A 20,227-nucleotide genomic window follows, 5' to 3' on the forward strand; every position below is an offset into this window, starting at 1 on the left:
ATAGGAATTACAAAAAAAATTCTGAAAGTCAAAATAGCTATGCTTTTATTATATGGTATTTTATAATATTATAGTAAGTAAAAAATAAATTGGATATAGTGAAGCGAAAAATAATGAGGTGATAGGTTTGAAGAAGGTTGCAGTAGTTTTTAATGGTGGTACTATTTCTATGGTTGTTGATCCTACGCTTAAAGCAGCAGTGCCTAATTTAACAGGGGAAGATATAATGTCAAAGGTAACGGGCATAGAGAAATATGCGGAAATTGAAGCACATAACTTTTCAAACAATCCTGGTCCTCATATGACTCCCGAAATAATGATGGAAATGTCAATATATATAAGGAAATTACTTGAAAGAGAAGATATCTGTGGTGTAGTTGTTACTCATGGAACGGATACTTTAGAAGAAACTGCATACTTTTTAGATCTTACTATTAAAAGTAAGAAACCAGTTATTATAACAGGTGCTATGAGAAATAGTTCGGAATTAGGGTATGACGGACCAGCTAATCTTTCAGCAGCCATATGTACTGCTATATCTGAAGAAGCTAAAGACAGAGGAGTTTTAGTTTGTCTAAATGATGAACTTAATTTAGCAGAAGAAGTTACAAAAACTCATTCTATGCATTTAGATGCATTCAAGTCTCCAAACTTTGGTCCTGTGGGTATAGTAGATAATAATATTGCATTGTTCTATAAAGATACTATAATAAAGCAAAATATCTTGACGGAGACTTATGAAGAAAAGGTTGCATTGATCAAATGTTGTGTGGGAATGAATAGCGATATTTTGGAGTTTTATATAGATAAAGGTTATAAGGGAATAGTTATAGAGGCTTTGGGCAGAGGGAATGTACCTCCTGACATGGTAGAGGGAGTAGCAAAAGCAATAAAGAATAATATTGTTGTTGTAATTGTATCAAGATGTTTTCAAGGAAGGGTACTGGACTCCTATGGATATCATGGAGGAGGTAGAGAGTTAAGAGATATTGGAGTAATATTTGGTGATAATCTCCCAGGACAAAAGGCTAGGATTAAGTTGATGTTAGCCTTAGGGGTAACAAAGGACATCCAAGAAATTAAGGGAATATTTGAACAAGGATATTATAAATAAAGATTATTTGACCTTAAGGTATTCTTGAGGTCTTTTTGCCGTTTAAAAATATACTTAGCAAAGTTATAAGTGCAAGATTAAAATACTAAATTCGTCGATTTTGCATAAGTGTATAAATTAGGTTTAATAGTAGAAAACTTATAATAATTAAGTTGCAAACATATATTAGAGATCTGTAAAGTAACCTGTATATACTTTAATACGAAATATTATAAAAATTAAAAGGCGAACATTCGCATATTCTCTTGACATAATGTACAGAGAATGATATTATTCAAAGGTACTATTTTTATGCGTTATTTATCTAAATTTATTGTAAACAAACTAAGGAGGAAATCTTATGAATAATTTTTTAGAACGTTATTTTAAGCTTAAAGACAGTGGAACGTCTGTAAGAACAGAAGTTTTAGCAGGACTCACAACATTTTTAACCATGGCTTATATCATTGCTGTTAATCCTGGAATGGTATCCCAAGCTACTGGAGAAGGGACTGTGGGTGCATTAGTTACAGCTACCTGTTTAGCCTCTGCTTTTGCATGCATATTAATGGGTCTTTATGCTAACTTACCTTTTGCTTTAGCACCTGGAATGGGCTTAAATGCTTATTTTACATATTCAGTTTGTTTAGGAATGGGTGTTTCTTGGAAGGTAGCTTTTGGAGCTATATTCGTAGAAGGAATTGTTTTTATTATTTTGTCACTTACAAATGTTAGAGAAGCAGTTGTAAAAGCAATACCATTAAGTTTAAAAATGGCTGTTACTGTTGGTATCGGTTTATTTATTGCCTTTATAGGTTTTTCAAATGCAAAGATTATAGAAAGTAATCCTTCAACCTATGTTCAGCTAGGTAGCTTCATTACTGCTCCTGTTTTGATAGCCGTTACAGGACTACTTATAATAGTAGTGTTATCTAAAAAGAATATAAAAGGTGCAATACTTTGGGGAATAGTTATAAGTACTGTTTTATCTTGGATCTATGCACTTATTAATCCTGGTGCTGCGAACTATTATGGTATACATCTACCACTTAAAGTGTTTGAATATGAATCATTATCCCCATTATTATTTCAAATAGATTTGTCTTACCTATTTGATTCAGAAAAAGTTTTAAATTTCATAATTATATTATTTACTTTTCTATTTGTTGATTTCTTTGATACAGTTGGAACACTCGTTGGAGTAGCTTCAAAAGCGAATATGCTTGATGAGAAAGGTAACGTTCCAAGAGCAGGAAAGGCATTGTTAACAGATGCCATTGGTACTACTGTAGGTTCATTAATTGGTGCTACAACAGTTACAACATATGTTGAGAGTTCAACTGGAGTTGCAGAAGGCGGAAGAACTGGTCTTACTGCTATTGTTACTGGAATTTTATTTTTTCTAGCTATGTTTTTCTCACCAATATTTATTGCAATTCCGTCTTGTGCTACTGCACCAGCACTTATCTATGTAGGATTTTTGATGATGCAAGAAGTTACTAAGATTGACTTTAAGGATATTACACAAGGATTTCCTGCTTTTATAACTATAGCAGCTATGCCATTAACATATAGCATTGGTGATGGTTTAACTTTAGGCGTATTGTCTTATGTATTCATAAACTTAATACATAATATGACTGTTAAAGACAAAAGGGATAAGCATCAAGTGTCAATTGTGATGATAATTTTAGCAATTATATTTGTCTTTAAGTTAGCATTGCCACTATTTGAATAATAATAAATATAAAGGTGCTTACAAGAGTTTGTAAGCACCTTTTAAAATATGATAAATTATATATTGTATTAATTTTATAACTTGGTTTAATTACAAAGCGTATAGGATTTAAGTGGAAAGGTATGATATAGTAGAATAATATTAATTTGATTTTAAAATAGAAATTGTATAACAGATATAAATTTCTATTGCATAGATATGATAAGTTAAATATAATACAATATGAAAGCAAAACAAAGAAATACTTAAATTAATAGAGAAAAATCAAAAAAACGTTATATATCCAGAGGATTTATGATATAATTTTTTATGTTATATTTCAGTACGACGTGTTTTTAGAAGGGTGAGTACTATGATGAAAAGCATGACCGGCTTTGGAAGAGCCAACGAGGGAAATGAGAACTTTGCATTCACAGTGGAAATGAAGGGTGTAAATCATAGATATTTAGATTTAAATATCAGGATGCCAAGAAGTATTCTTTCACTGGAGGATAAAGTTCGAAAGGTACTTCAAGAAAAGCTAAATAGAGGGAAGATAGATGTATTTATAACTGAGGATAATTACAATAGCAATGCTGGAATCCCAATGCTTAATGAGGCATTAGCTCGTAACTATATCACGTCTCTTAATAAATTAAGAGATGAGTTCTCACTTAAAGATGATATCTCTGTTTCTTTAGTTGCTAAGTTTCCAGAGGTGATTACACTTAAGCAAGAAGAAAAAGATATTGATGAGATTTGGTACATACTGAAAACCACTTTAGAATGTGCAGTTAATAATTTTCTTTCTATGAGGGAAAAAGAAGGTCAAAAATTGAAAGATGATATTTTAGTAAAGATTAAATCTATTGAAGGATCTTTAGCTAAGATAGAGCCTTTATCATCTTTAACTGTAGAAAATTATAAAATTAGGCTTCAGGATAGGGTTACAGAACTTTTAGGTGATGTAGAGTTAGAACCTTCAAGAATTGCTCAAGAGATTGCAATTTTTGCTGATAGAGCTTGCATTGATGAGGAAATAGTTAGGCTTAAATCTCATATACATCAGGTTAAAGACACTTTAGAGCTTAAAGAAGCTGTAGGTAGAAAATTGGACTTTATTATCCAAGAGATGAATAGGGAAACTAACACAATATCATCTAAAGCTAATAATATAGAAATAACCAATTTAACTATAGCAATAAAAAATGATATTGAAAAAATAAGAGAGCAAGTGCAGAATCTTGAATAGTTGAGGAGAGAAGAAGATGGGAATAAAATTAATTAATATAGGTTTTGGAAATATCGTATCAGCTAATAGATTAGTAGCAATAGTAAGTCCTGAATCTGCCCCAATAAAAAGAATAATAACAGAAGCTAGGGATAGAGGGATGCTAATTGATGCAACCTATGGAAGAAGAACTAGAGCAGTTATAATCACTGATAGTGATCACGTTATCTTATCAGCAGTTCAACCAGAAACAGTGGCTCATAGACTATCTACAAAAGACGAAGAAGCTGTAGATGAGGTTGATGAATAATGGTAAATGAAACAAAGGGTTTATTAGTTGTAATTTCTGGACCATCAGGTGCTGGAAAGGGCACCATATGCAAGAAGCTTATGGAAAAAAATAACTTTTGGCTTTCTGTTTCTGCTACTACTAGAAGTCCAAGAGCTGGGGAAGAAAACGCAAAGAGTTACTATTTTTTAACAAGGGACGAATTTGAAGAAAAGATAAAATGTAATGATTTTCTTGAATATGCTGAAGTATATGGTAATTTATACGGAACTCCTCGTTCAAGTGTTATGGAAATGATTGATAATGGCAAAAATGTTATATTAGAAATTGATATTCAAGGAGCGCTTAAGGTTAAAGAAGCATTTCCTGAGGGAGTATTTATATTTATTCTTCCTCCATCTATGGAAGAACTTAAGAATAGAATAATAGGCAGAGGTAGTGAAACACCTGAATCGCTAATGACAAGATTTAAATCAGCCTACAAGGAAATAAACTATGTTTCTAAATATAACTATGCTGTAGTAAATGATGAAGTTGCTCTTGCTGTTGAAAAAATTCAAGGGATTTTAGTAGCAGAAAAGTGCAGAGTTGATAGAATAAAAGAAGATATATTAGATAATAAGGAGGGAATTGTTCATGAGCAATTCTATGATTAATCCATCAATAGTTGAATTAACAGACAAATCTGGTGATAGATATTCACTAGTTGTAATAGCATCAAAGAGAGCAAGATTATTAATCGATGGTGATGAACCACTAGTAAAGGTTACTTCTAAAAAGCCTTTAACTGTTGCAATAAACGAAGTTAATGAAGGAAAAATTCAGTTTGAAGCTCCTCAAGTTGAAGGACTCAAATAAAGAGGCGATTAGATTATGAAGAAAAAGACTATTGTTCTCGGTGTTAGTGGAGGAATTGCAGTTTATAAAGCATTAGATGTTGTTTCAAAGCTTAAGAAAAAAGACTATGATGTCCATGTGATTATGACTAAGAATGCTATGGAATTTGTTACGCCATTATCATTTCAATCGATAAGTCAAAACATGGTTATTACAGATATGTTCGCTGAGCCAAAAGCTTGGGAAATTCAGCATATTTCTTTAGCTAAGAAAGCAGATTTAATGGTTATAGTTCCTGCAACGGCTAATATAATTGGAAAGGTAGCTAATGGAATAGCTGATGATATGCTTAGTACAACAATAATGGCTACCAAGGCACCAGTTATATTTGCTCCAGCTATGAACACTAATATGTATCAAAATCCAATAGTACAAGAAAATATGTCAAAGCTTAAAGGTTATGGCTATGAGTTTATCGATACAGTTAAAGGAAGGCTTGCTTGTGGAGATGTTGGAGAAGGGAAGCTAGCTGATACTGAAGATATTGTTCAATATATAGAAAGTAAGTTATATGATATAAAGGACTTGTCGGGTAAAAAAGTTATGATAACAGCTGGACCTACAATTGCTCCTATCGATCCAGTTCGCTATATAAGCAATTATTCATCAGGAAAGATGGGTTATGCTATAGCTGAAGAAGCAAGAGATAGAGGGGCTGAAGTTGTTTTGATTTCAGGAGATGTATCTATTCCTGATATTAAGGGTGTAAGGATTATAAAAGTAAAGACCAATCCAGATATGAAGGAAGCAGTATTAAAGGAATTTGATGATGCTGAAATTATAATAAAAACTGCTGCGGTTACAGACTTTAAGATTAAAAATTATTCTGATATAAAGATCAAGAAAAAGGACGAAGGTTTAACCTTAGAACTTGAGAAAGATACAGATATTTTAAAAACTTTAGGTTCTATGAAGAAAAATCAAATTCTTGTTGGTTTTGCAGCTGAAAGCAATGATGTTATAGAAAATGCTAAAGCAAAGCTTGATAAGAAAAACCTTGATTTTGTTGTTGCTAATGATATCAGCGTTAGTGATTCTGGATTTAACAGTGATGATAACAAGGTTACTATAATATCTAGAAACGGTGAAGAACTTCATCTTGAAAAGATGAATAAAAGAGCCGTTGCGAAAGAGATATTTAATAAGATACTAAAAAAGCGCTAACAGCGCTTTTTTTAATATATCGAGGTGTAATTATGGCAAGTTATGCACAAGTTATAATTAATAATGAGTCGTCCATGGTTGATAGACCATTCACTTATAAAATTCCTGAGAGATTGAAAGATAATCTAAAGATTGGCCACAGAATTAAAATTCCTTTTGGAAAAGGAAATAAAAAGATTGATGGATTCGTATTTTCCTTATTAGACCAATATATTAGTAATTATGAGATAAAAGAAATTGAATCAATAGAAGATGATTTTACTGCTTTTGAAGAAAGAGATATTCCTTTAATTGAGGAAATGAGAGAACGATATCTTTGTACCTATATTCAATGTATAAAGGTAATCGTACCTGCTGGAGTTTTTGAGGGTTTAAAACTAAAAAAATCAAAGACAGTATATATAAAAAAAACTTTAGAAGGAAAATATAAAAAAGAGCCTTATGATAGAATATATGGAATAGTTAAAGAATCACAAGGAATCTTTACAAAGAGTCAATTAAGTAAAACATATAATATCTCTTTATCATCGATTAATACTTTAATAAAAAACGGATTTATTCAGGAACTAGAAGAAGTGGTTGATAGGTTTGATCAAAGGAATTATGAATTCTATGAAAGAAAAAATTTAAATGATAATCAAAGAGAAGTAGTTGAAACAATACTTCATAGTGATGAGAAAAAATTCTTGATTCATGGGATTACAGGAAGCGGAAAAACAGAAATATACATGAATTTGGTAGAAAAGACCATGGAACTTGAGAAAGATAGTATTATTCTTGTTCCAGAAATCGCATTAACACCGCAAATGGTTGAGCGATTTAAAGGACGATTTGGTAATAAAATAGCTGTTTTTCATAGTAAGCTTTCTAATGGAGAAAGATTTGATGAATGGATGAGGGTGAAAAACAGAAAGGTCCAATTAGCTATTGGAGCCAGATCAGCAATATTTCTTCCATTTAATAATTTATCACTGATAGTAATTGATGAGGAGCATGAAAGTAGTTATAAATCAGATAGTGATCCTAAATATCATGCAAGGGAAATTGGTGAAATTCTTCAGAAAAATCAAGGAGTAAAACTAGTCTTAGGTTCTGCAACTCCTAGTGTAGAAACTTATTTTAAGGCAAACTCTAGAGAATACCATCTCTTAACTCTTACCAAAAGGGCAGATAAAGCTACGTTACCTGTAACAGAAATTGTAGATATGAGAGAAGAATTGGTTAGAAAAAACAAATCTATGTTTAGTGGAGCTCTTTTGAGAGCTATTGATGAAGCTTTATCAAAAAAAGAACAAATAATTCTATTTTTAAATAGAAGAGGATTTTCAACTTTTGTATCTTGTAGAAAATGTGGTTTCGTATTTAAATGTAGAAATTGTGATATTTCTTTGACTTATCATCACCATAATGATACTTTAAGCTGTCATTATTGTGGCTCAACAGAAAAAACTAAAAAAATATGTCCTAAATGTGGAAGTTCTTACGTAAAATATTTTGGTGCAGGTACAGAAAAAATAGAAGAGAATATAAAAAAATACTTTCCTAGTGCTAAAACTATAAGAATGGATTTTGATACCACGAGAAAAAAAGATGCTTATGAAGAGATATACAATAGTTTTAAAGCTGGAAATGCCGATATACTTATTGGAACTCAAATGATAGCTAAAGGATTAGATTTTAAGAATGTAACCTTAGTTGGAGTTGTAGCTGCAGATATTTCTCTTAACCTTCCGGATTTTAGGTCCGGAGAAAGAACCTTTCAATTACTTACGCAGGTTGGTGGTAGAGCTGGAAGAGGAGAAAAATCAGGGAAAGTTATTATTCAGACTTATACCCCTGAAAGCTATAGCATTATAGCTGCATCAAATCATGATTATGAAGGATTCTACCAAGAGGAAATTAACTTAAGAAAGACTATGAACTATCCACCTTTTTCAAAGGTGTTTTTAATAAATATATCATCAAAGGATGAAGCTCTTTTGATAAAAATCAGCCATAGTATAGGTCAAGAAGTAAAGGAAAAATTAAAGGATTATGAAAAAATAGAAATTCTTGGACCTTGCCCTTGTACCATTGGGAAAGTAAAAGAAAACTATAGATGGCAGATTATACTTAAGGGAGACATTGAAAACAAATTTGCAATATCAATAAAAAATTTATGCTATGAAAAAATAAAAAATCATAAAGGTGATATAAAGATAAGTACTGATTTAAACCCATTATCACTACTTTAAAGATGATTTTCTAAGACAGTAATGGTATAATTTAAGAAGTATAAAATTGAGCCTATAATAAAGAAAAATTATTAAATTTATATATTATTTACTTCAAGGAGGATAAGCGTAATGGCAATAAGAAATATAAGGACTGTTGGAGACGCAGTTTTAAGAAAAAACAGTAAAAATGTAGAGGTTATTGATGATAGAACAAAGGTATTAATCCAAGATATGATTGATACTATGTATGATGCTGATGGAGTTGGTCTTGCAGCGCCGCAAGTTGGGATATTAAAGAAAATATTTGTTATAGATATTGGAGAAGGTCCTATTGTTTTTATAAATCCAGAAATATTAGAAACAGAGGGAAGTTATGTTGATTCAGAAGGATGTTTAAGTATACCAGGAGAATCAGCAGAAGTTGAGAGACCTTATAAGGTTAAAGTTAAAGCTCTTAATGAAAATGGAGAAGAGTTTATATTAGAAGGAGAAGAATTACTAGCTAGAGCTATTTGTCATGAAAATGATCATCTTTATGGTACGTTATATATAGATAGAGCTTTAGAAAGTGGTGAATAATATGAATATTGTTTTTATGGGAACACCTGAATTCGCGGTTCCTTCATTAAAGGCGCTAATTGATAACTTTAATGTAATAGGAGTATTTACTCAACCAGATAGACCAAAGGGAAGAGGTAAAAAACTTGGAATATCGCCAGTAAAAGAGGTAGCCCTTGAACATGGAATTCCAGTGTATCAACCTGAAAAATTGAGAAAAGAGACTGACTTTGTAGACAAATTAAAAGAGATTAAACCAGACTATATAATTGTAGTAGCATATGGTCAAATACTTTCTAAAGAAGTTTTAGACATTCCTAAATATGCATGTATAAATCTTCATGGATCTTTACTTCCAAAGTTTAGAGGAGCAGCGCCTATTCAGTGGTCAGTTATTAAGGGTGAGAAAGTCACTGGTAATACTACAATGCTTATGGATGTAGGACTTGATACTGGTGATATGCTGCTTACTGATAAGGTAGAAATAACTGACTATATGACAGCAGGACAATTACATGACTTGATGATGGAGTCAGGTGCAGAATTGCTTGTAAAAACTATAAATGAATATACACTAGGGAATATTACAGGAATAAAACAAGATGATTCTCAAAGTTGCTATGCTTCAATGCTATCTAAGGAAATTGCTTTAATAAAATGGGATGACACTGCAGCAAATATCCATAACCTTATTAGAGGATTAAATCCATGGCCTATAGCTTTTACTAATTATCAAGGCGTAGTTATGAAGATATACGAATCAGAAGTATTGAAAAATGAAGCCTCAAGTAATGAATGTGGTAAGATTTTAAAGGTTTCAAAAGATGGGATAGACGTAGCTACAAAAGAAGGAATATTGAGATTAAAAACTGTTCAATTTCCAGGAAAGAAACCTTTAAAAGTAGAAGAATTCATAAAAGGGAATAAACTAGAGATTGGTGTAATATTAAATTAAAGAGATAAAGGAAAAAAATATGAGTAATCCAAGAGAAACAGCGGTTATTATATTGAATAAGGTCTTTAATGAGAGAGGTTATTCAAATATAATTATAAATAAAGAGCTAAACAAAAGTAATTTAGAAAACATTGATAAAGCATTAGTTACAGAAATTGTTTATGGTACAATACAGTATAAATATACAATAGATAAAATCATAGACCATTTTGTAGGGAGAGGCACTAGCTCTGTTGATAAGAAGGTAGTAAATATTTTAAGAAGTGCTATATATCAGATAAGGTATTTAGATAAAATTCCTTCTTTTGCTGTGGTAAATGAAGCCGTAGAACTTTCTAAAAAGTTAAGTACTGTAACATCAAGTAAGTTCATAAACGGGGTTTTAAGAAATTACATAAGAAAGACTAATGAAAACTTTTATAATAAGAATAACTTGGTCGATAGATTATCCTTTGAATATTCTTTTGAGCCTTGGATGGTAAAAAAGTTTATAAGTCAATATGGAAATAATATCGCTGAGAAAATTCTTAAAGGATTAAATGAAAGACCATCAATTACTGTTAGAGTAAATTCTTTAAAGACAACCTTCGATGAAGCTTATGAAGAACTTGAAGCGTTAGGTTATTCTGTTGAGGAAGGGGTTATTGCACCAGAAGCAATAAGGATATTAAAGGGAAAAAGCATAGAGAATAATCCTTTGTTTATAAAAGGAAGCATAACTGTTCAGGATGAGAGTGCAATGATTGTGGCATCAGCTTTAGAACCTAGTAAAGATGATGTTATATTTGATATGTGTAGCGCACCAGGCGGGAAAACAACTCATATAGCTGAACTTTCAGAGGATAAGTCAAAAATTAAAGCTTTTGATATCTTTGACCATAAGTTGAAGCTTATAGAGGAAAACATAAAAAGGCTTGGAATAACCTCTATAGAAACTGAAATTAAGGATGCATCTATTCATGACGTTCTTTTAGATGATTCTGCGGATAAGGTTTTAATAGATGTACCGTGCAGTGGTCTTGGAATAATGAGAAAAAAGCCAGAAATTAAATATACAAAGAATGAAAAAGACTTAAAAGAGCTGGTTAAAATCCAAAGAGATATTATGAGAAATGCAGCTAAATACGTAAGAAAAGGTGGAGTGCTAGTGTATTCTACTTGCACATTGAACCTAGAAGAAAATCAGGAAAATATAAGGTGGTTTCTTGATAGGCATGAAGATTTTATGGTTGAAAAAGTTGACTTTGGAAAAGGTGAAAATCTGATTTATGGTAAAGACAATACATTGACCATATTGCCTAATAAGTATATGGATGGTTTTTTTATTGCTAAACTAAAAAGAATACAATAGGTGATAAGATGAGAAATATTTTGGATTACTCCCTAAAAGAACTAAAACAATGGATGGAAGCTAATGGTGAAAATGCGTTTAGAGCTAAACAAGTATTTGACTGGATATATAAAGCGGTAGCTTCTTTTGATGAAATGAAAAATTTGCCTAAGAATACTAAAGAAAAGTTAAAAGAATACTTTTTTATAGGTATACCAGAGATAACTCATAAATATGATTCTATAAATAAGGATACAGCTAAATACCTTTTAAAGCTTAGTGATGGTAATGTAATTGAAGCTGTTTACATGAAATATAATTATGGTAATTCTGTATGTTTATCTACTCAAATTGGGTGCAGAATGGGGTGTAGCTTTTGTGCCTCAACTATAGGTGGAAGAATAAGAGATTTAACTTCAGGTGATATCTTAGGTGAAATCCTTGCTATGGAATTCAATGAAAAAGAAAGAGTATCAAACATTGTATTAATGGGTAGTGGAGAACCATTCGATAATTATGAAAATGTTACTAAGTTTTTAGAGTTAGTTAATTCAAAGGATGGACTAAATATTGGAGCAAGACATATAACTTTATCAACTTGTGGACTTGTACCAGGAATAATAAGATTTGCTGACCTTAAGAGTCAAGTAACACTAGCAATTTCTCTTCACGCACCTAATGATGAACTAAGAAAAACGATGATGCCTATTGCTAATAAATATTCAATAAAGGAAATATTGGAAGCTTGCAATTATTACATAGAAAAGACAAACAGGCGAATCACCTTTGAATATTCTTTAGTTAAGGATGTTAATGATACCGAAGATCACGCAAGAGAGCTGTCAGCTTTATTAAAAGGTATTCTATGTCATGTGAATCTGATACCAGTGAATGTTGTAAAAGAAAGTGGATTTTCTCGGCCTTCGGATAAAGCAGTTATGAAATTTAAGAAGATATTGGATAGTAATGGAATAGAAGCTACCATCCGAAAGGAAATGGGGGCTGATATAAATGCTGCTTGTGGTCAACTGAGAAGAAATTACCTAGAAAAAAGAGGGTCAAATGATGGTTTTTATGTTGAGTGATGTAGGGAATACAAGAGAAATTAATGAGGATTTTGTATGTCATTATGAAGATGATAGGATAAGAATATATGTTATTGCAGATGGAATGGGTGGACACAATGCTGGTGATGTGGCAGCAAAATTGGCATCAGAAGCCGTTGTAAGTTACGTGAAGGAAGCTGCAGACATAACTGATCCTATATATTTATTACAAAGTGCTTTTAAATTCGCAAATGATGAAGTCTTTAATGCTTCAGTTAGTTCAGAAAAGCTAAATGGAATGGGAACAACTTTGACTGTTGTGTTTATATATAGAGAGGTAATACACGTAGGACATGTTGGTGATAGTAGTTGTTTTGCGATAAAAGGAGAAAAAATAAAAAAGATTACAAAAGATCATTCTTTTGTGCAGTATTTGATAGATACTGGTTCTATCACAAAGGAACAAGCGAAATCACATCCTAGAAAAAATCTTATAACTCGAGCGATTGGGACTAAGGAAGAGTTAATTGTAGATACTTATCAGTTACCTATTTCTTTAGCAGAGTATATTGTCTTATCTACTGATGGATTAACAAACTATATAGATGAAGAGGAAATATGTGATTTGGTAGTTAATAATTCTATAGAAGATGCTTGTACTCAAATGATAAACATCAGTAAGGAACGTGGCGGAAAAGATAATATAACAGTTTTAATTGTAGGAGGTATGTCCTAATGATAGGTTCAATTTTAAATTCGAGATATGAAGTCCTTGAAAAAATTGGTGAAGGCGGAATGTCCTTCGTATATAAGGCAAAGGATTTAACACTTCAACGAATGGTAGCTGTTAAAGTATTAAAGAATGAATTTAATAATGATAAACAATTTGTAGAAAAATTCAAAGCTGAAGCTTTAGCTGCTGGGGGACTTCATGACAACAACATCGTAAGTATATATGATGCAGGAACACATGGATTCTATAACTATATTGTTATGGAATATATACATGGAAAAACCTTAAAGGATATTATAATTGAAAGAGGCCCTTTAGAAACAAAAGAAGTGATAGAAATAGCTATGGATATAACAAAAGCCCTTGATTGTGCTCATAGAAATAACATTGTCCATAGAGATATTAAACCACATAATATTATAATGACTGATTATGGGATGCCTAAAATCACAGATTTTGGAATAGCTAAAGCAAGTAGCAGTGCTACAATCGCGCACACAAGTAGAGTAATGGGATCTGTGCATTATATTTCACCAGAGCAAGCAAAAGGAGAAATTGTCGACGCTAGAAGTGATTTATATTCTTTGGGAATAGTAATCTACGAAATGGTAACAGGAAAAATGCCTTTTGATTCAGAAACAGCAATAACTATAGCTATAAAACATATACAGGATGAAGTTGTTGCCCCAAATATGATTAATCACATGGTTCCATATGCGTTAAACAAATTAATTATGAAACTTCTTGAGAAGGATCCAACTAATCGATATCAAAGTGCTAAGGAGCTTCTAGTAGACTTAAATAAGCTGAAAGATGGTACTATGATATTTCCTGTAGGAACAAATCAAGAAGAACGGGAATATACAAAAGTTCTTAAACCAATGTCTGGGATGAATAGTGGAGTCAATAAAGTATATACTGAAAATATATATGATGATGATGATGTAGAAGAAGAACGAGCTATTTCTAGGTCTTCAGATAAGGACACAAATAGTAGGAAAAATAATAACAAGGCTAATATTGATAAGAAGAAAAAAGGTATATTAATTGGTTCTATTACTGGGTTAATAGCACTAATCTTGATCGTTGCTATTGTTATAGGAACTCAGCTTGCAAAGACTAATGAAAAGGTCGTTGAGGAAGTAACTATTCCTGAAATATCAAATATCCAACAAAAAGATGGAATAAAAAAATTAGAAGAACTTGGGATAAAGTATGAAATAACAAAGGTTAACAGTGAGAATGCCGCAGGAATTATAATTTATACTAATCCAAAGTCAGGGACTACAATTAAAAAAGATAGAGTAATTGAATTAGGCGTTAGTCTAGGACCAGAAGAAGGAAAAGTTCCTTCAATTGTTAACCAAGATAAAGACACCGCTATAAAAACTATTAATGATAATAAGTTCCAACTTGGAAAAATTGATGAAAAATATAGTGAAAGTGTTGAACGAGGAAAAGTTATCGATCAAGACCCATCGCCAAATAGTAAGTTGGCAAAAGGAAGCCCTATAAATATCGTTATTAGTTTAGGTCCAGAATATACTAATTACGATTTGAAAGGAAAAACTGTTGAAGAAGCTAAGGCTCTACTTAACGGTTATGCTTCACTAAACGTAACAACCCAAGAGTCAAATAAAGAAGCTGATAAAGAAAATGATGACAAGATTATAGATCAAGACAAGACAAGAGTAAAACAAGGTGAAACAATTACAGTAAAAGTTATAAAATATGCTGAACTTACAAAAACTTTGGAAGACTATACAGAGGAAAATTTAAAGGATGTTATGGAAGATTTAAATAGCATGGGCCTTGGATTAAAGGTTACATTAGTAGCGTCTAGTTCAGCAGGTAGTACACCAACAAAAGAATCACAGTATGAACTATATAAAGTAATTAGTCAAGACCCAGCTTCAGGTAAGGATGTTAAAAAAGGTGATACTGTTAAATTGAAGGTTGAGTTGATTAAAACACAAGATAAAGAGGATACGCCTACTAATAACAAAACTACAAACGGAACTACAAAAACAAACTAATGCAAAGATTATAGGAGGTTATATGAAAGATAACACAGTTAGTGGTATAGTAACAAAGGGGATTGGTGGATTTTATTATGTACAGGTAGAGGATAAAATCATTGAATGTAAGGCTAGAGGTAAATTTAGAACTCATAATATTTCACCTTATGTAGGAGACGTGGTTGAGTTAAATATTGAAGAGGACAAAGGTTTTATTATCAAGATATCTGAGAGAAAAAATTTGCTTTTGAGGCCAGTTGTTGCTAATGTAACTCAAGCTTTCGTAGTTTTTGCACTAAAAAATCCTGATGTAAATTTAACGCTTTTAAATAAGTTTCTTATTCTTTGTGAATACAATGAAATAAAACCGATAATATGCTTTAATAAAGTTGATCTTGTTGACAATCCAGAAGAAGAATTGGCAGTTAAAATGATTAAGCAGACTGGTTATGATTATATATTTTTGAAGGCTAAAGAAAAGTATAATTTAGAACTAGTCATGGATCATTTAAATGAGAATATTTCTATATTTTGTGGTCCATCTGGAGCAGGGAAATCTACTCTGTTTAATGGAATGGTAGGAAAGCCATTAATGGAGATCGGAGAGGTAAGTGAAAAGCTTAAAAGAGGAAAACATACAACAAGACACAGTGAACTTATAGCTTTTCATCAGGGGTATATAGTTGATACCCCTGGATTCTCTTCCTTAGAATTTGATTTTATTGATGAAGTAGATTTAAAGAATTATTTACCTGAATTTAAGGAATATGAAGATCAGTGTAAGTTTTCTGGTTGCAACCATTATAAAGAGCCTAAATGTGCTGTTAAAACAGCTGTAGAGGAAGAAAAGATACATAAGAGCAGATATGACTTTTATATAAGCTTATATGAAGAACTAAAAGGTAGGAGGTACAAGAAATGATAAAGATTTCTCCGTCAATATTATCGGCGGATTTTTCAAAGCTTGGTGAAGATGTAATTAATTTAGAAAAGGCTGGTGCTGATATGATACACATAGATGTTATGGATGGAAATTTCGTCCCTAACATCTCTTTTGGGATGCCTGTAATTAACAGCATTCGTCCTTTGACAAAGGCAACCTTCGATGTTCATTTAATGATTGAGGAACCATCAAAGTATATAAAACAATTTGTAGATCTTGGTGGAGATATAATAACTATTCACTATGAAGCAGATAGACATATAGATAGTACTATTAACATGATAAAGTCTTATGGTGTTAAAGCTGGTGTTGCCCTTAATCCAGGTACTAGTACGAGTTTATTAAAGGATATTATTAGAGAAGTGGATATGGTACTTATTATGACTGTTAATCCTGGCTTTGGAGGGCAAAAGTTTATTGAATATACTTTAGAGAAGATACGAGAAGTAAGGGAAATGGCTGATAAACTAAATCCGGATTTGTTAATACAAGTAGATGGAGGCATTGGAAGAGAAAATATAAGAAAAGTTGTAGAAGCTGGTGCTAACGTAATTGTTGCGGGTTCTGCGGTATTTAAGGAAAACAGAATAAAAGAAAATATTGAAGCTTTGAGAACTGCATGTATATAGAGAAGGTTTTAGTTATATGTGGTGGAGATATGCCATCTCAGGAACTTTTAGAAGCTGAAATTATTAGCTCACAGTATGTAATTGCAGCTGATAAGGGTGGAGAGGTTTTATATAAATATAAAAGGTGTCCGGATTTGCTTGTAGGTGATTTTGATTCAATAGATAATAAAACTATAGATTATTTTAAGCAGCGAAATACTCCTATAGAAAAGTATCCTATGGAAAAAGATTTTACAGATGGAGAAATGGCAGTGGAGAAGGCTATTGCTATGAATCCGCAGGAAATCGTCCTTTTAGGTTGTAATGGTGCTAGACTTGATCATGTTTTTTCAAGTATAGGACTATTATATAAAGTTTTAAAAAGTAATATTAGAGCATACATAAAAAATGATAATAATACTATATTTCTAAGCGATAGAAGTACATGTATTAATCCTAAAAAAGAATATGCAGATAGGAAACTTTCAGTTTTACCTTATGGTGCGGAAGTTACGAATTTAACTATTAAGGGTGCTAAATACCCTTTAAATAATTTCCAACTTCGCATAGGTGATATGCTTACGGTATCAAATGAATTTATTGGGTGCCAAGTTGATATAACTTTTGATAGTGGAATATTAATAATTTTTCTTAGCAAAGACTAAATTTATTTAGTCTTTGCTTTTTTTATGTAACTATTTACGATCTTCAGCATATTATGGAAATGAGGTTATGTTAACAAAGGGCAAGATTGTAGAGGTATTTATGGTATTAAAGGGGGAAAATCTATGCGAATAATTGTTATAAAATTACCTAAACTCTTTTCAAAGTTCGTAAGAATTTTCTATAAAAGGTGAAAGGATTATAGAAAATAAAAAACACAGATATTAATAATATCTGTGTTTTTTATTATATAGCGCGTTCTACTTTACCAGATCTTAAGCATCTAGTGCATACATGAACAGATTTAGTAGCGCCCTTTACTACAGCTCTTACTTTTTTTATGTTTGGAGCCCAAGTTCTTTTACTTGCTCTATGTGAATGGCTGTATTGTGCACCTGAAATTACACCTTTTCCGCAGATTTCACATTTTCTTGACATAGAATACACCTCCTTAGTCAATAATGTATAAGTTTTTTCAACTCAAACAAAATTATTTTATCATAAATGTTTATGTTTAATCAATAGAAACTTTTAATTATTAGATAAATTTGCTAGAATAATATAGATATCTTATTGAATGTTTAGTAATATTAATATAAAATTAGTGTAAGGTAAAATTAAGGAGGGGTTTATATGATGAATATAACCAATAGTAATGGAGATATTACCTATACTGATGAAGTCTTAGCTCAAATCGTAGGCTTATCTACCATGGAGTGCTACGGCGTTGTTGGTATGGCAAAGAAAAATGCCACTGAAGGCTTTTGGGAATTAATCAAAGGAGAAAGCCTTTCAAGAGGAGTTAAGATAGCAAATAGAGAAGATGCCTTAACAATTGAATTGTTTATTATAGTTGAATATGGAACAAAAATTTCAGTTATAGCAAGCAATATAATTCAAAGGGTTAAATATAACATGGAAAATTTAACAGGTTTAAGAGTAGCTACTGTAACCGTAAACGTTCAAGGTGTCAGAGTATAAGGAGGCAATAAAGCAGGTGGAACATTTAAAGATAGATGGACGACAATTCTATAATATGATATTAAATGGATCGAATAAATTAGAGGAAGATAAGGAATATGTTAATGCACTTAACGTTTTTCCAGTGCCAGATGGTGATACAGGTACAAATATGTCTATGACATTTAGAGCAGCGGCTACTGAAATTATCGGAAAAGAAAATCTTCCATTAGGCGAAGTTGCAAAACAACTGTCAAGAGGTGCACTTATGGGTGCAAGAGGAAACTCAGGTGTTATTCTATCACAAATATTTAGAGGAATTGCCAAAGGCTTAGAAAAAAAGGAAACAGCTACTGCTAGAGAATTTGCTTTGGCCATAGTGGAAGGCGCTCGTTCAGCCTATAAAGCGGTTATGAGACCTACAGAAGGAACCATACTAACTATAATAAGGGCAGCTGGTGATGCTGCTGAAAAGAGTAAAGAAACTGATATTACTAAATTATTAGCTGAAGTTTGCAAGGCTTCAGAAGATATGTTAAATAAAACACCAGAAATGCTCCCGGCATTAAAAAAAGCTAATGTCGTGGATGCTGGTGGTATGGGATTGCTTAAAATACTTGTTGGTATGTATGAAGCTTTAAAAGATGATTTAAATGTATCTCTTATAGGCGAAGTTGCAGTTAAAAAGTCTCAAGAACCTACAGGTAATATAGAGGAAACTGAAATTACTTTTGGATATTGTACTGAATTCTTTATAGTTTCAGATACACTTAATCCAGAGAACTTTAGACGTGAGATTGAACCATATGGAGATTCTATAATCGTAGTTGGTACTGATGGGCTTATAAAGACTCATATTCATGCAGAAGATCCAGGAAAGGTTTTATCCTTAGCACGTGCTCACGGTCAATTGTCTAAAATAAAAGTTGAAAACATGAGAGAACAACATACACAGCTTCTTGAGTCAAAGGAAGAGGCTTCGAAGGAAGTTATAACAGACATAGAAACTAAAGAAAATAAACCATATGGATTTATTTCTGTTTCAACAGGTGAAGGAATTAAAAATTTATTTAGTGAAGAACTGGGTGTTGATGTTGTTATCGAAGGTGGGCAAACTATGAACCCTAGCACTCAGGATTTTTTAAGTAATATAGAAAAGCTTAATGCAGATGTAATTTATATTTTGCCTAATAATAAAAATATAATTATGGCTGCAAATCAAGCTGCTGAAATTACTGATAAAAAGGTCTATGTTATTCCAACTAAAACAATTCCCCAAGGTGTAACTGCTCTTACTACATTTAATCCTGAAGCTTCATTTGAAGACAATTGTTCAGCTATGGAAGAAGCTATTAAAAACGTTAATACAGGTTCCATTACTTTTGCTGTAAAAAATACAGAGATTGATGGTAAGGAAATTAAAGAAGGAAATATACTAGGTCTCGTTGAAGGAAGAATTGAAGAAGTTGGATATGATCCATATGAAACTTGTGAAGCTATTATTAAGAATATGGTAACTGAAGATAGTGAACTTATAAGTATATACTATGGAGAAGATACTGATGATGATAAGGTACAAGAATTAGTAGAAAAGCTTGAAGAAAAATATGCTGATCTTGACATCATTAGTTACGAAGGAAATCAACCACTTTATTATTTCTTAATTTCTGTTGAATAGTTATAAAATGTTTATTAAGTTAAAAATCTTATATTTTAATCTACAAGATGAAAAATTAATAGAGTTAAAAAAGCGACATTGTCGCTTTTTTTATTTAAGCATCTTAAAATAGTAGCTATCTATTGTAA

General features: G+C 31.7%; 20 protein-coding genes. 19 read left to right on the forward strand and 1 reads right to left on the reverse strand.

Going from position 1 to position 20,227, the window contains the following annotated elements; all coding sequences use genetic code 11:
- Positions 1-127: 127 nt before the first annotated feature.
- From CLOCEL_RS09350 to CLOCEL_RS09430, 17 genes are all read left to right on the forward strand, one after another.
- On the forward strand, positions 128-1,114 hold the full coding sequence (locus CLOCEL_RS09350; protein ID WP_010077175.1) for an asparaginase: 987 nt from the start codon (positions 128-130) through the stop codon (positions 1,112-1,114).
- A 340-nt stretch (positions 1,115-1,454) separates the two neighbouring features.
- Positions 1,455-2,831 (forward strand): NCS2 family permease, encoded by a 1,377-nt coding sequence (locus CLOCEL_RS09355; protein WP_010077174.1) that lies wholly within the window; start codon positions 1,455-1,457, stop codon positions 2,829-2,831.
- A gap of 352 nt (positions 2,832-3,183) precedes the next feature.
- Positions 3,184-4,062, forward strand: a complete 879-nt coding sequence (locus CLOCEL_RS09360) for a YicC/YloC family endoribonuclease (RefSeq protein ID WP_010077173.1) — start codon at positions 3,184-3,186, stop codon at positions 4,060-4,062.
- 16 nt (positions 4,063-4,078) lie between these two features.
- Positions 4,079-4,351, forward strand: a complete 273-nt coding sequence (gene remA / locus CLOCEL_RS09365; RefSeq protein ID WP_010077172.1) for an extracellular matrix/biofilm regulator RemA — start codon at positions 4,079-4,081, stop codon at positions 4,349-4,351.
- A complete protein-coding gene (gene gmk, locus CLOCEL_RS09370) occupies positions 4,351-4,986 on the forward strand; it encodes a guanylate kinase (protein ID WP_010077171.1) in 636 nt (211 codons plus the stop codon). Before remA ends, gmk begins: the two co-directional genes overlap by 1 nt.
- Complete coding sequence (gene rpoZ / locus CLOCEL_RS09375) at positions 4,967-5,188, forward strand: DNA-directed RNA polymerase subunit omega (protein ID WP_010077170.1); 222 nt, start codon at positions 4,967-4,969, stop codon at positions 5,186-5,188. The genes gmk and rpoZ overlap by 20 nt, the downstream gene beginning before the upstream one ends.
- Positions 5,189-5,203: 15 nt before the next feature.
- On the forward strand, positions 5,204-6,391 hold the full coding sequence (gene coaBC, locus CLOCEL_RS09380) for a bifunctional phosphopantothenoylcysteine decarboxylase/phosphopantothenate--cysteine ligase CoaBC (RefSeq protein ID WP_010077169.1): 1,188 nt from the start codon (positions 5,204-5,206) through the stop codon (positions 6,389-6,391).
- A gap of 32 nt (positions 6,392-6,423) precedes the next feature.
- On the forward strand, positions 6,424-8,625 hold the full coding sequence (gene priA, locus CLOCEL_RS09385; protein WP_010077168.1) for a primosomal protein N': 2,202 nt from the start codon (positions 6,424-6,426) through the stop codon (positions 8,623-8,625).
- 111 nt (positions 8,626-8,736) lie between these two features.
- Complete coding sequence (gene def, locus CLOCEL_RS09390) at positions 8,737-9,186, forward strand: peptide deformylase (protein WP_010077167.1); 450 nt, start codon at positions 8,737-8,739, stop codon at positions 9,184-9,186.
- Between the two features lies 1 nt (position 9,187).
- Positions 9,188-10,120 (forward strand): methionyl-tRNA formyltransferase, encoded by a 933-nt coding sequence (gene fmt, locus CLOCEL_RS09395; protein ID WP_010077166.1) that lies wholly within the window; start codon positions 9,188-9,190, stop codon positions 10,118-10,120.
- A 19-nt stretch (positions 10,121-10,139) separates the two neighbouring features.
- A complete protein-coding gene (gene rsmB, locus CLOCEL_RS09400) occupies positions 10,140-11,471 on the forward strand; it encodes a 16S rRNA (cytosine(967)-C(5))-methyltransferase RsmB (protein WP_010077165.1) in 1,332 nt (443 codons plus the stop codon).
- 8 nt (positions 11,472-11,479) lie between these two features.
- Entirely contained in the window at positions 11,480-12,535 is a 1,056-nt protein-coding gene (gene rlmN / locus CLOCEL_RS09405; protein WP_010077164.1) for a dual-specificity RNA methyltransferase RlmN, read from the forward strand.
- Positions 12,513-13,232, forward strand: a complete 720-nt coding sequence (locus tag CLOCEL_RS09410; RefSeq protein WP_013291702.1) for a Stp1/IreP family PP2C-type Ser/Thr phosphatase — start codon at positions 12,513-12,515, stop codon at positions 13,230-13,232. The genes rlmN and CLOCEL_RS09410 overlap by 23 nt, the downstream gene beginning before the upstream one ends.
- On the forward strand, positions 13,232-15,265 hold the full coding sequence (gene pknB, locus CLOCEL_RS09415; RefSeq protein ID WP_010077162.1) for a Stk1 family PASTA domain-containing Ser/Thr kinase: 2,034 nt from the start codon (positions 13,232-13,234) through the stop codon (positions 15,263-15,265). Before CLOCEL_RS09410 ends, pknB begins: the two co-directional genes overlap by 1 nt.
- A gap of 22 nt (positions 15,266-15,287) precedes the next feature.
- Entirely contained in the window at positions 15,288-16,169 is an 882-nt protein-coding gene (gene rsgA / locus CLOCEL_RS09420; RefSeq protein ID WP_010077161.1) for a ribosome small subunit-dependent GTPase A, read from the forward strand.
- The gene (gene rpe, locus CLOCEL_RS09425; RefSeq protein WP_010077160.1) at positions 16,166-16,819 is read left to right on the forward strand and encodes a ribulose-phosphate 3-epimerase; all 654 of its coding nucleotides are present in this window, start codon (positions 16,166-16,168) and stop codon (positions 16,817-16,819) included. Before rsgA ends, rpe begins: the two co-directional genes overlap by 4 nt.
- Positions 16,810-17,463 (forward strand): thiamine diphosphokinase, encoded by a 654-nt coding sequence (locus CLOCEL_RS09430; protein WP_010077159.1) that lies wholly within the window; start codon positions 16,810-16,812, stop codon positions 17,461-17,463. The genes rpe and CLOCEL_RS09430 overlap by 10 nt, the downstream gene beginning before the upstream one ends.
- 244 nt (positions 17,464-17,707) lie before the next feature.
- On the opposite strand, the gene rpmB is transcribed toward CLOCEL_RS09430, so the two are convergent.
- Positions 17,708-17,899 carry a 50S ribosomal protein L28 gene (gene rpmB / locus CLOCEL_RS09435; RefSeq protein WP_010077158.1) on the reverse strand — a complete coding sequence of 64 codons (192 nt, stop codon included), beginning with the start codon at positions 17,897-17,899 and terminating at the stop codon, positions 17,708-17,710.
- Between the two features lie 195 nt (positions 17,900-18,094).
- Here rpmB and CLOCEL_RS09440 point away from each other — a divergent pair, with 195 nt between their 5' ends.
- Together CLOCEL_RS09440 and CLOCEL_RS09445 are read left to right on the forward strand one after the other, a co-directional pair.
- Positions 18,095-18,442 (forward strand): Asp23/Gls24 family envelope stress response protein, encoded by a 348-nt coding sequence (locus CLOCEL_RS09440; RefSeq protein ID WP_010077157.1) that lies wholly within the window; start codon positions 18,095-18,097, stop codon positions 18,440-18,442.
- 16 nt (positions 18,443-18,458) lie between these two features.
- On the forward strand, positions 18,459-20,099 hold the full coding sequence (locus tag CLOCEL_RS09445; RefSeq protein ID WP_010077156.1) for a DAK2 domain-containing protein: 1,641 nt from the start codon (positions 18,459-18,461) through the stop codon (positions 20,097-20,099).
- The last annotated feature ends 128 nt before the right edge of the window (positions 20,100-20,227 follow it).

This window comes from Clostridium cellulovorans 743B (genome assembly GCF_000145275.1).
GTDB classification, from domain to species: domain Bacteria; phylum Bacillota; class Clostridia; order Clostridiales; family Clostridiaceae; genus Clostridium_K; species Clostridium_K cellulovorans.

Coding starts and splice junctions, on each gene's coding strand:
- CLOCEL_RS09355 (WP_010077174.1), top strand. CDS start 1,455: ATGAATAATTTTTTAGAACGTTATTTTAAGCTTAAAGACAGTGGAACG.
- CLOCEL_RS09360 (WP_010077173.1), top strand. CDS start 3,184: ATGATGAAAAGCATGACCGGCTTTGGAAGAGCCAACGAGGGAAATGAG.
- remA (WP_010077172.1), top strand. CDS start 4,079: ATGGGAATAAAATTAATTAATATAGGTTTTGGAAATATCGTATCAGCT.
- gmk (WP_010077171.1), top strand. CDS start 4,351: ATGGTAAATGAAACAAAGGGTTTATTAGTTGTAATTTCTGGACCATCA.
- rpoZ (WP_010077170.1), top strand. CDS start 4,967: ATGAGCAATTCTATGATTAATCCATCAATAGTTGAATTAACAGACAAA.
- coaBC (WP_010077169.1), top strand. CDS start 5,204: ATGAAGAAAAAGACTATTGTTCTCGGTGTTAGTGGAGGAATTGCAGTT.
- priA (WP_010077168.1), top strand. CDS start 6,424: ATGGCAAGTTATGCACAAGTTATAATTAATAATGAGTCGTCCATGGTT.
- def (WP_010077167.1), top strand. CDS start 8,737: ATGGCAATAAGAAATATAAGGACTGTTGGAGACGCAGTTTTAAGAAAA.
- fmt (WP_010077166.1), top strand. CDS start 9,188: ATGAATATTGTTTTTATGGGAACACCTGAATTCGCGGTTCCTTCATTA.
- rsmB (WP_010077165.1), top strand. CDS start 10,140: ATGAGTAATCCAAGAGAAACAGCGGTTATTATATTGAATAAGGTCTTT.
- rlmN (WP_010077164.1), top strand. CDS start 11,480: ATGAGAAATATTTTGGATTACTCCCTAAAAGAACTAAAACAATGGATG.
- CLOCEL_RS09410 (WP_013291702.1), top strand. CDS start 12,513: ATGATGGTTTTTATGTTGAGTGATGTAGGGAATACAAGAGAAATTAAT.
- pknB (WP_010077162.1), top strand. CDS start 13,232: ATGATAGGTTCAATTTTAAATTCGAGATATGAAGTCCTTGAAAAAATT.
- rsgA (WP_010077161.1), top strand. CDS start 15,288: ATGAAAGATAACACAGTTAGTGGTATAGTAACAAAGGGGATTGGTGGA.
- rpe (WP_010077160.1), top strand. CDS start 16,166: ATGATAAAGATTTCTCCGTCAATATTATCGGCGGATTTTTCAAAGCTT.
- CLOCEL_RS09430 (WP_010077159.1), top strand. CDS start 16,810: ATGTATATAGAGAAGGTTTTAGTTATATGTGGTGGAGATATGCCATCT.
- rpmB (WP_010077158.1), bottom strand. CDS start 17,899: ATGTCAAGAAAATGTGAAATCTGCGGAAAAGGTGTAATTTCAGGTGCA.
- CLOCEL_RS09440 (WP_010077157.1), top strand. CDS start 18,095: ATGATGAATATAACCAATAGTAATGGAGATATTACCTATACTGATGAA.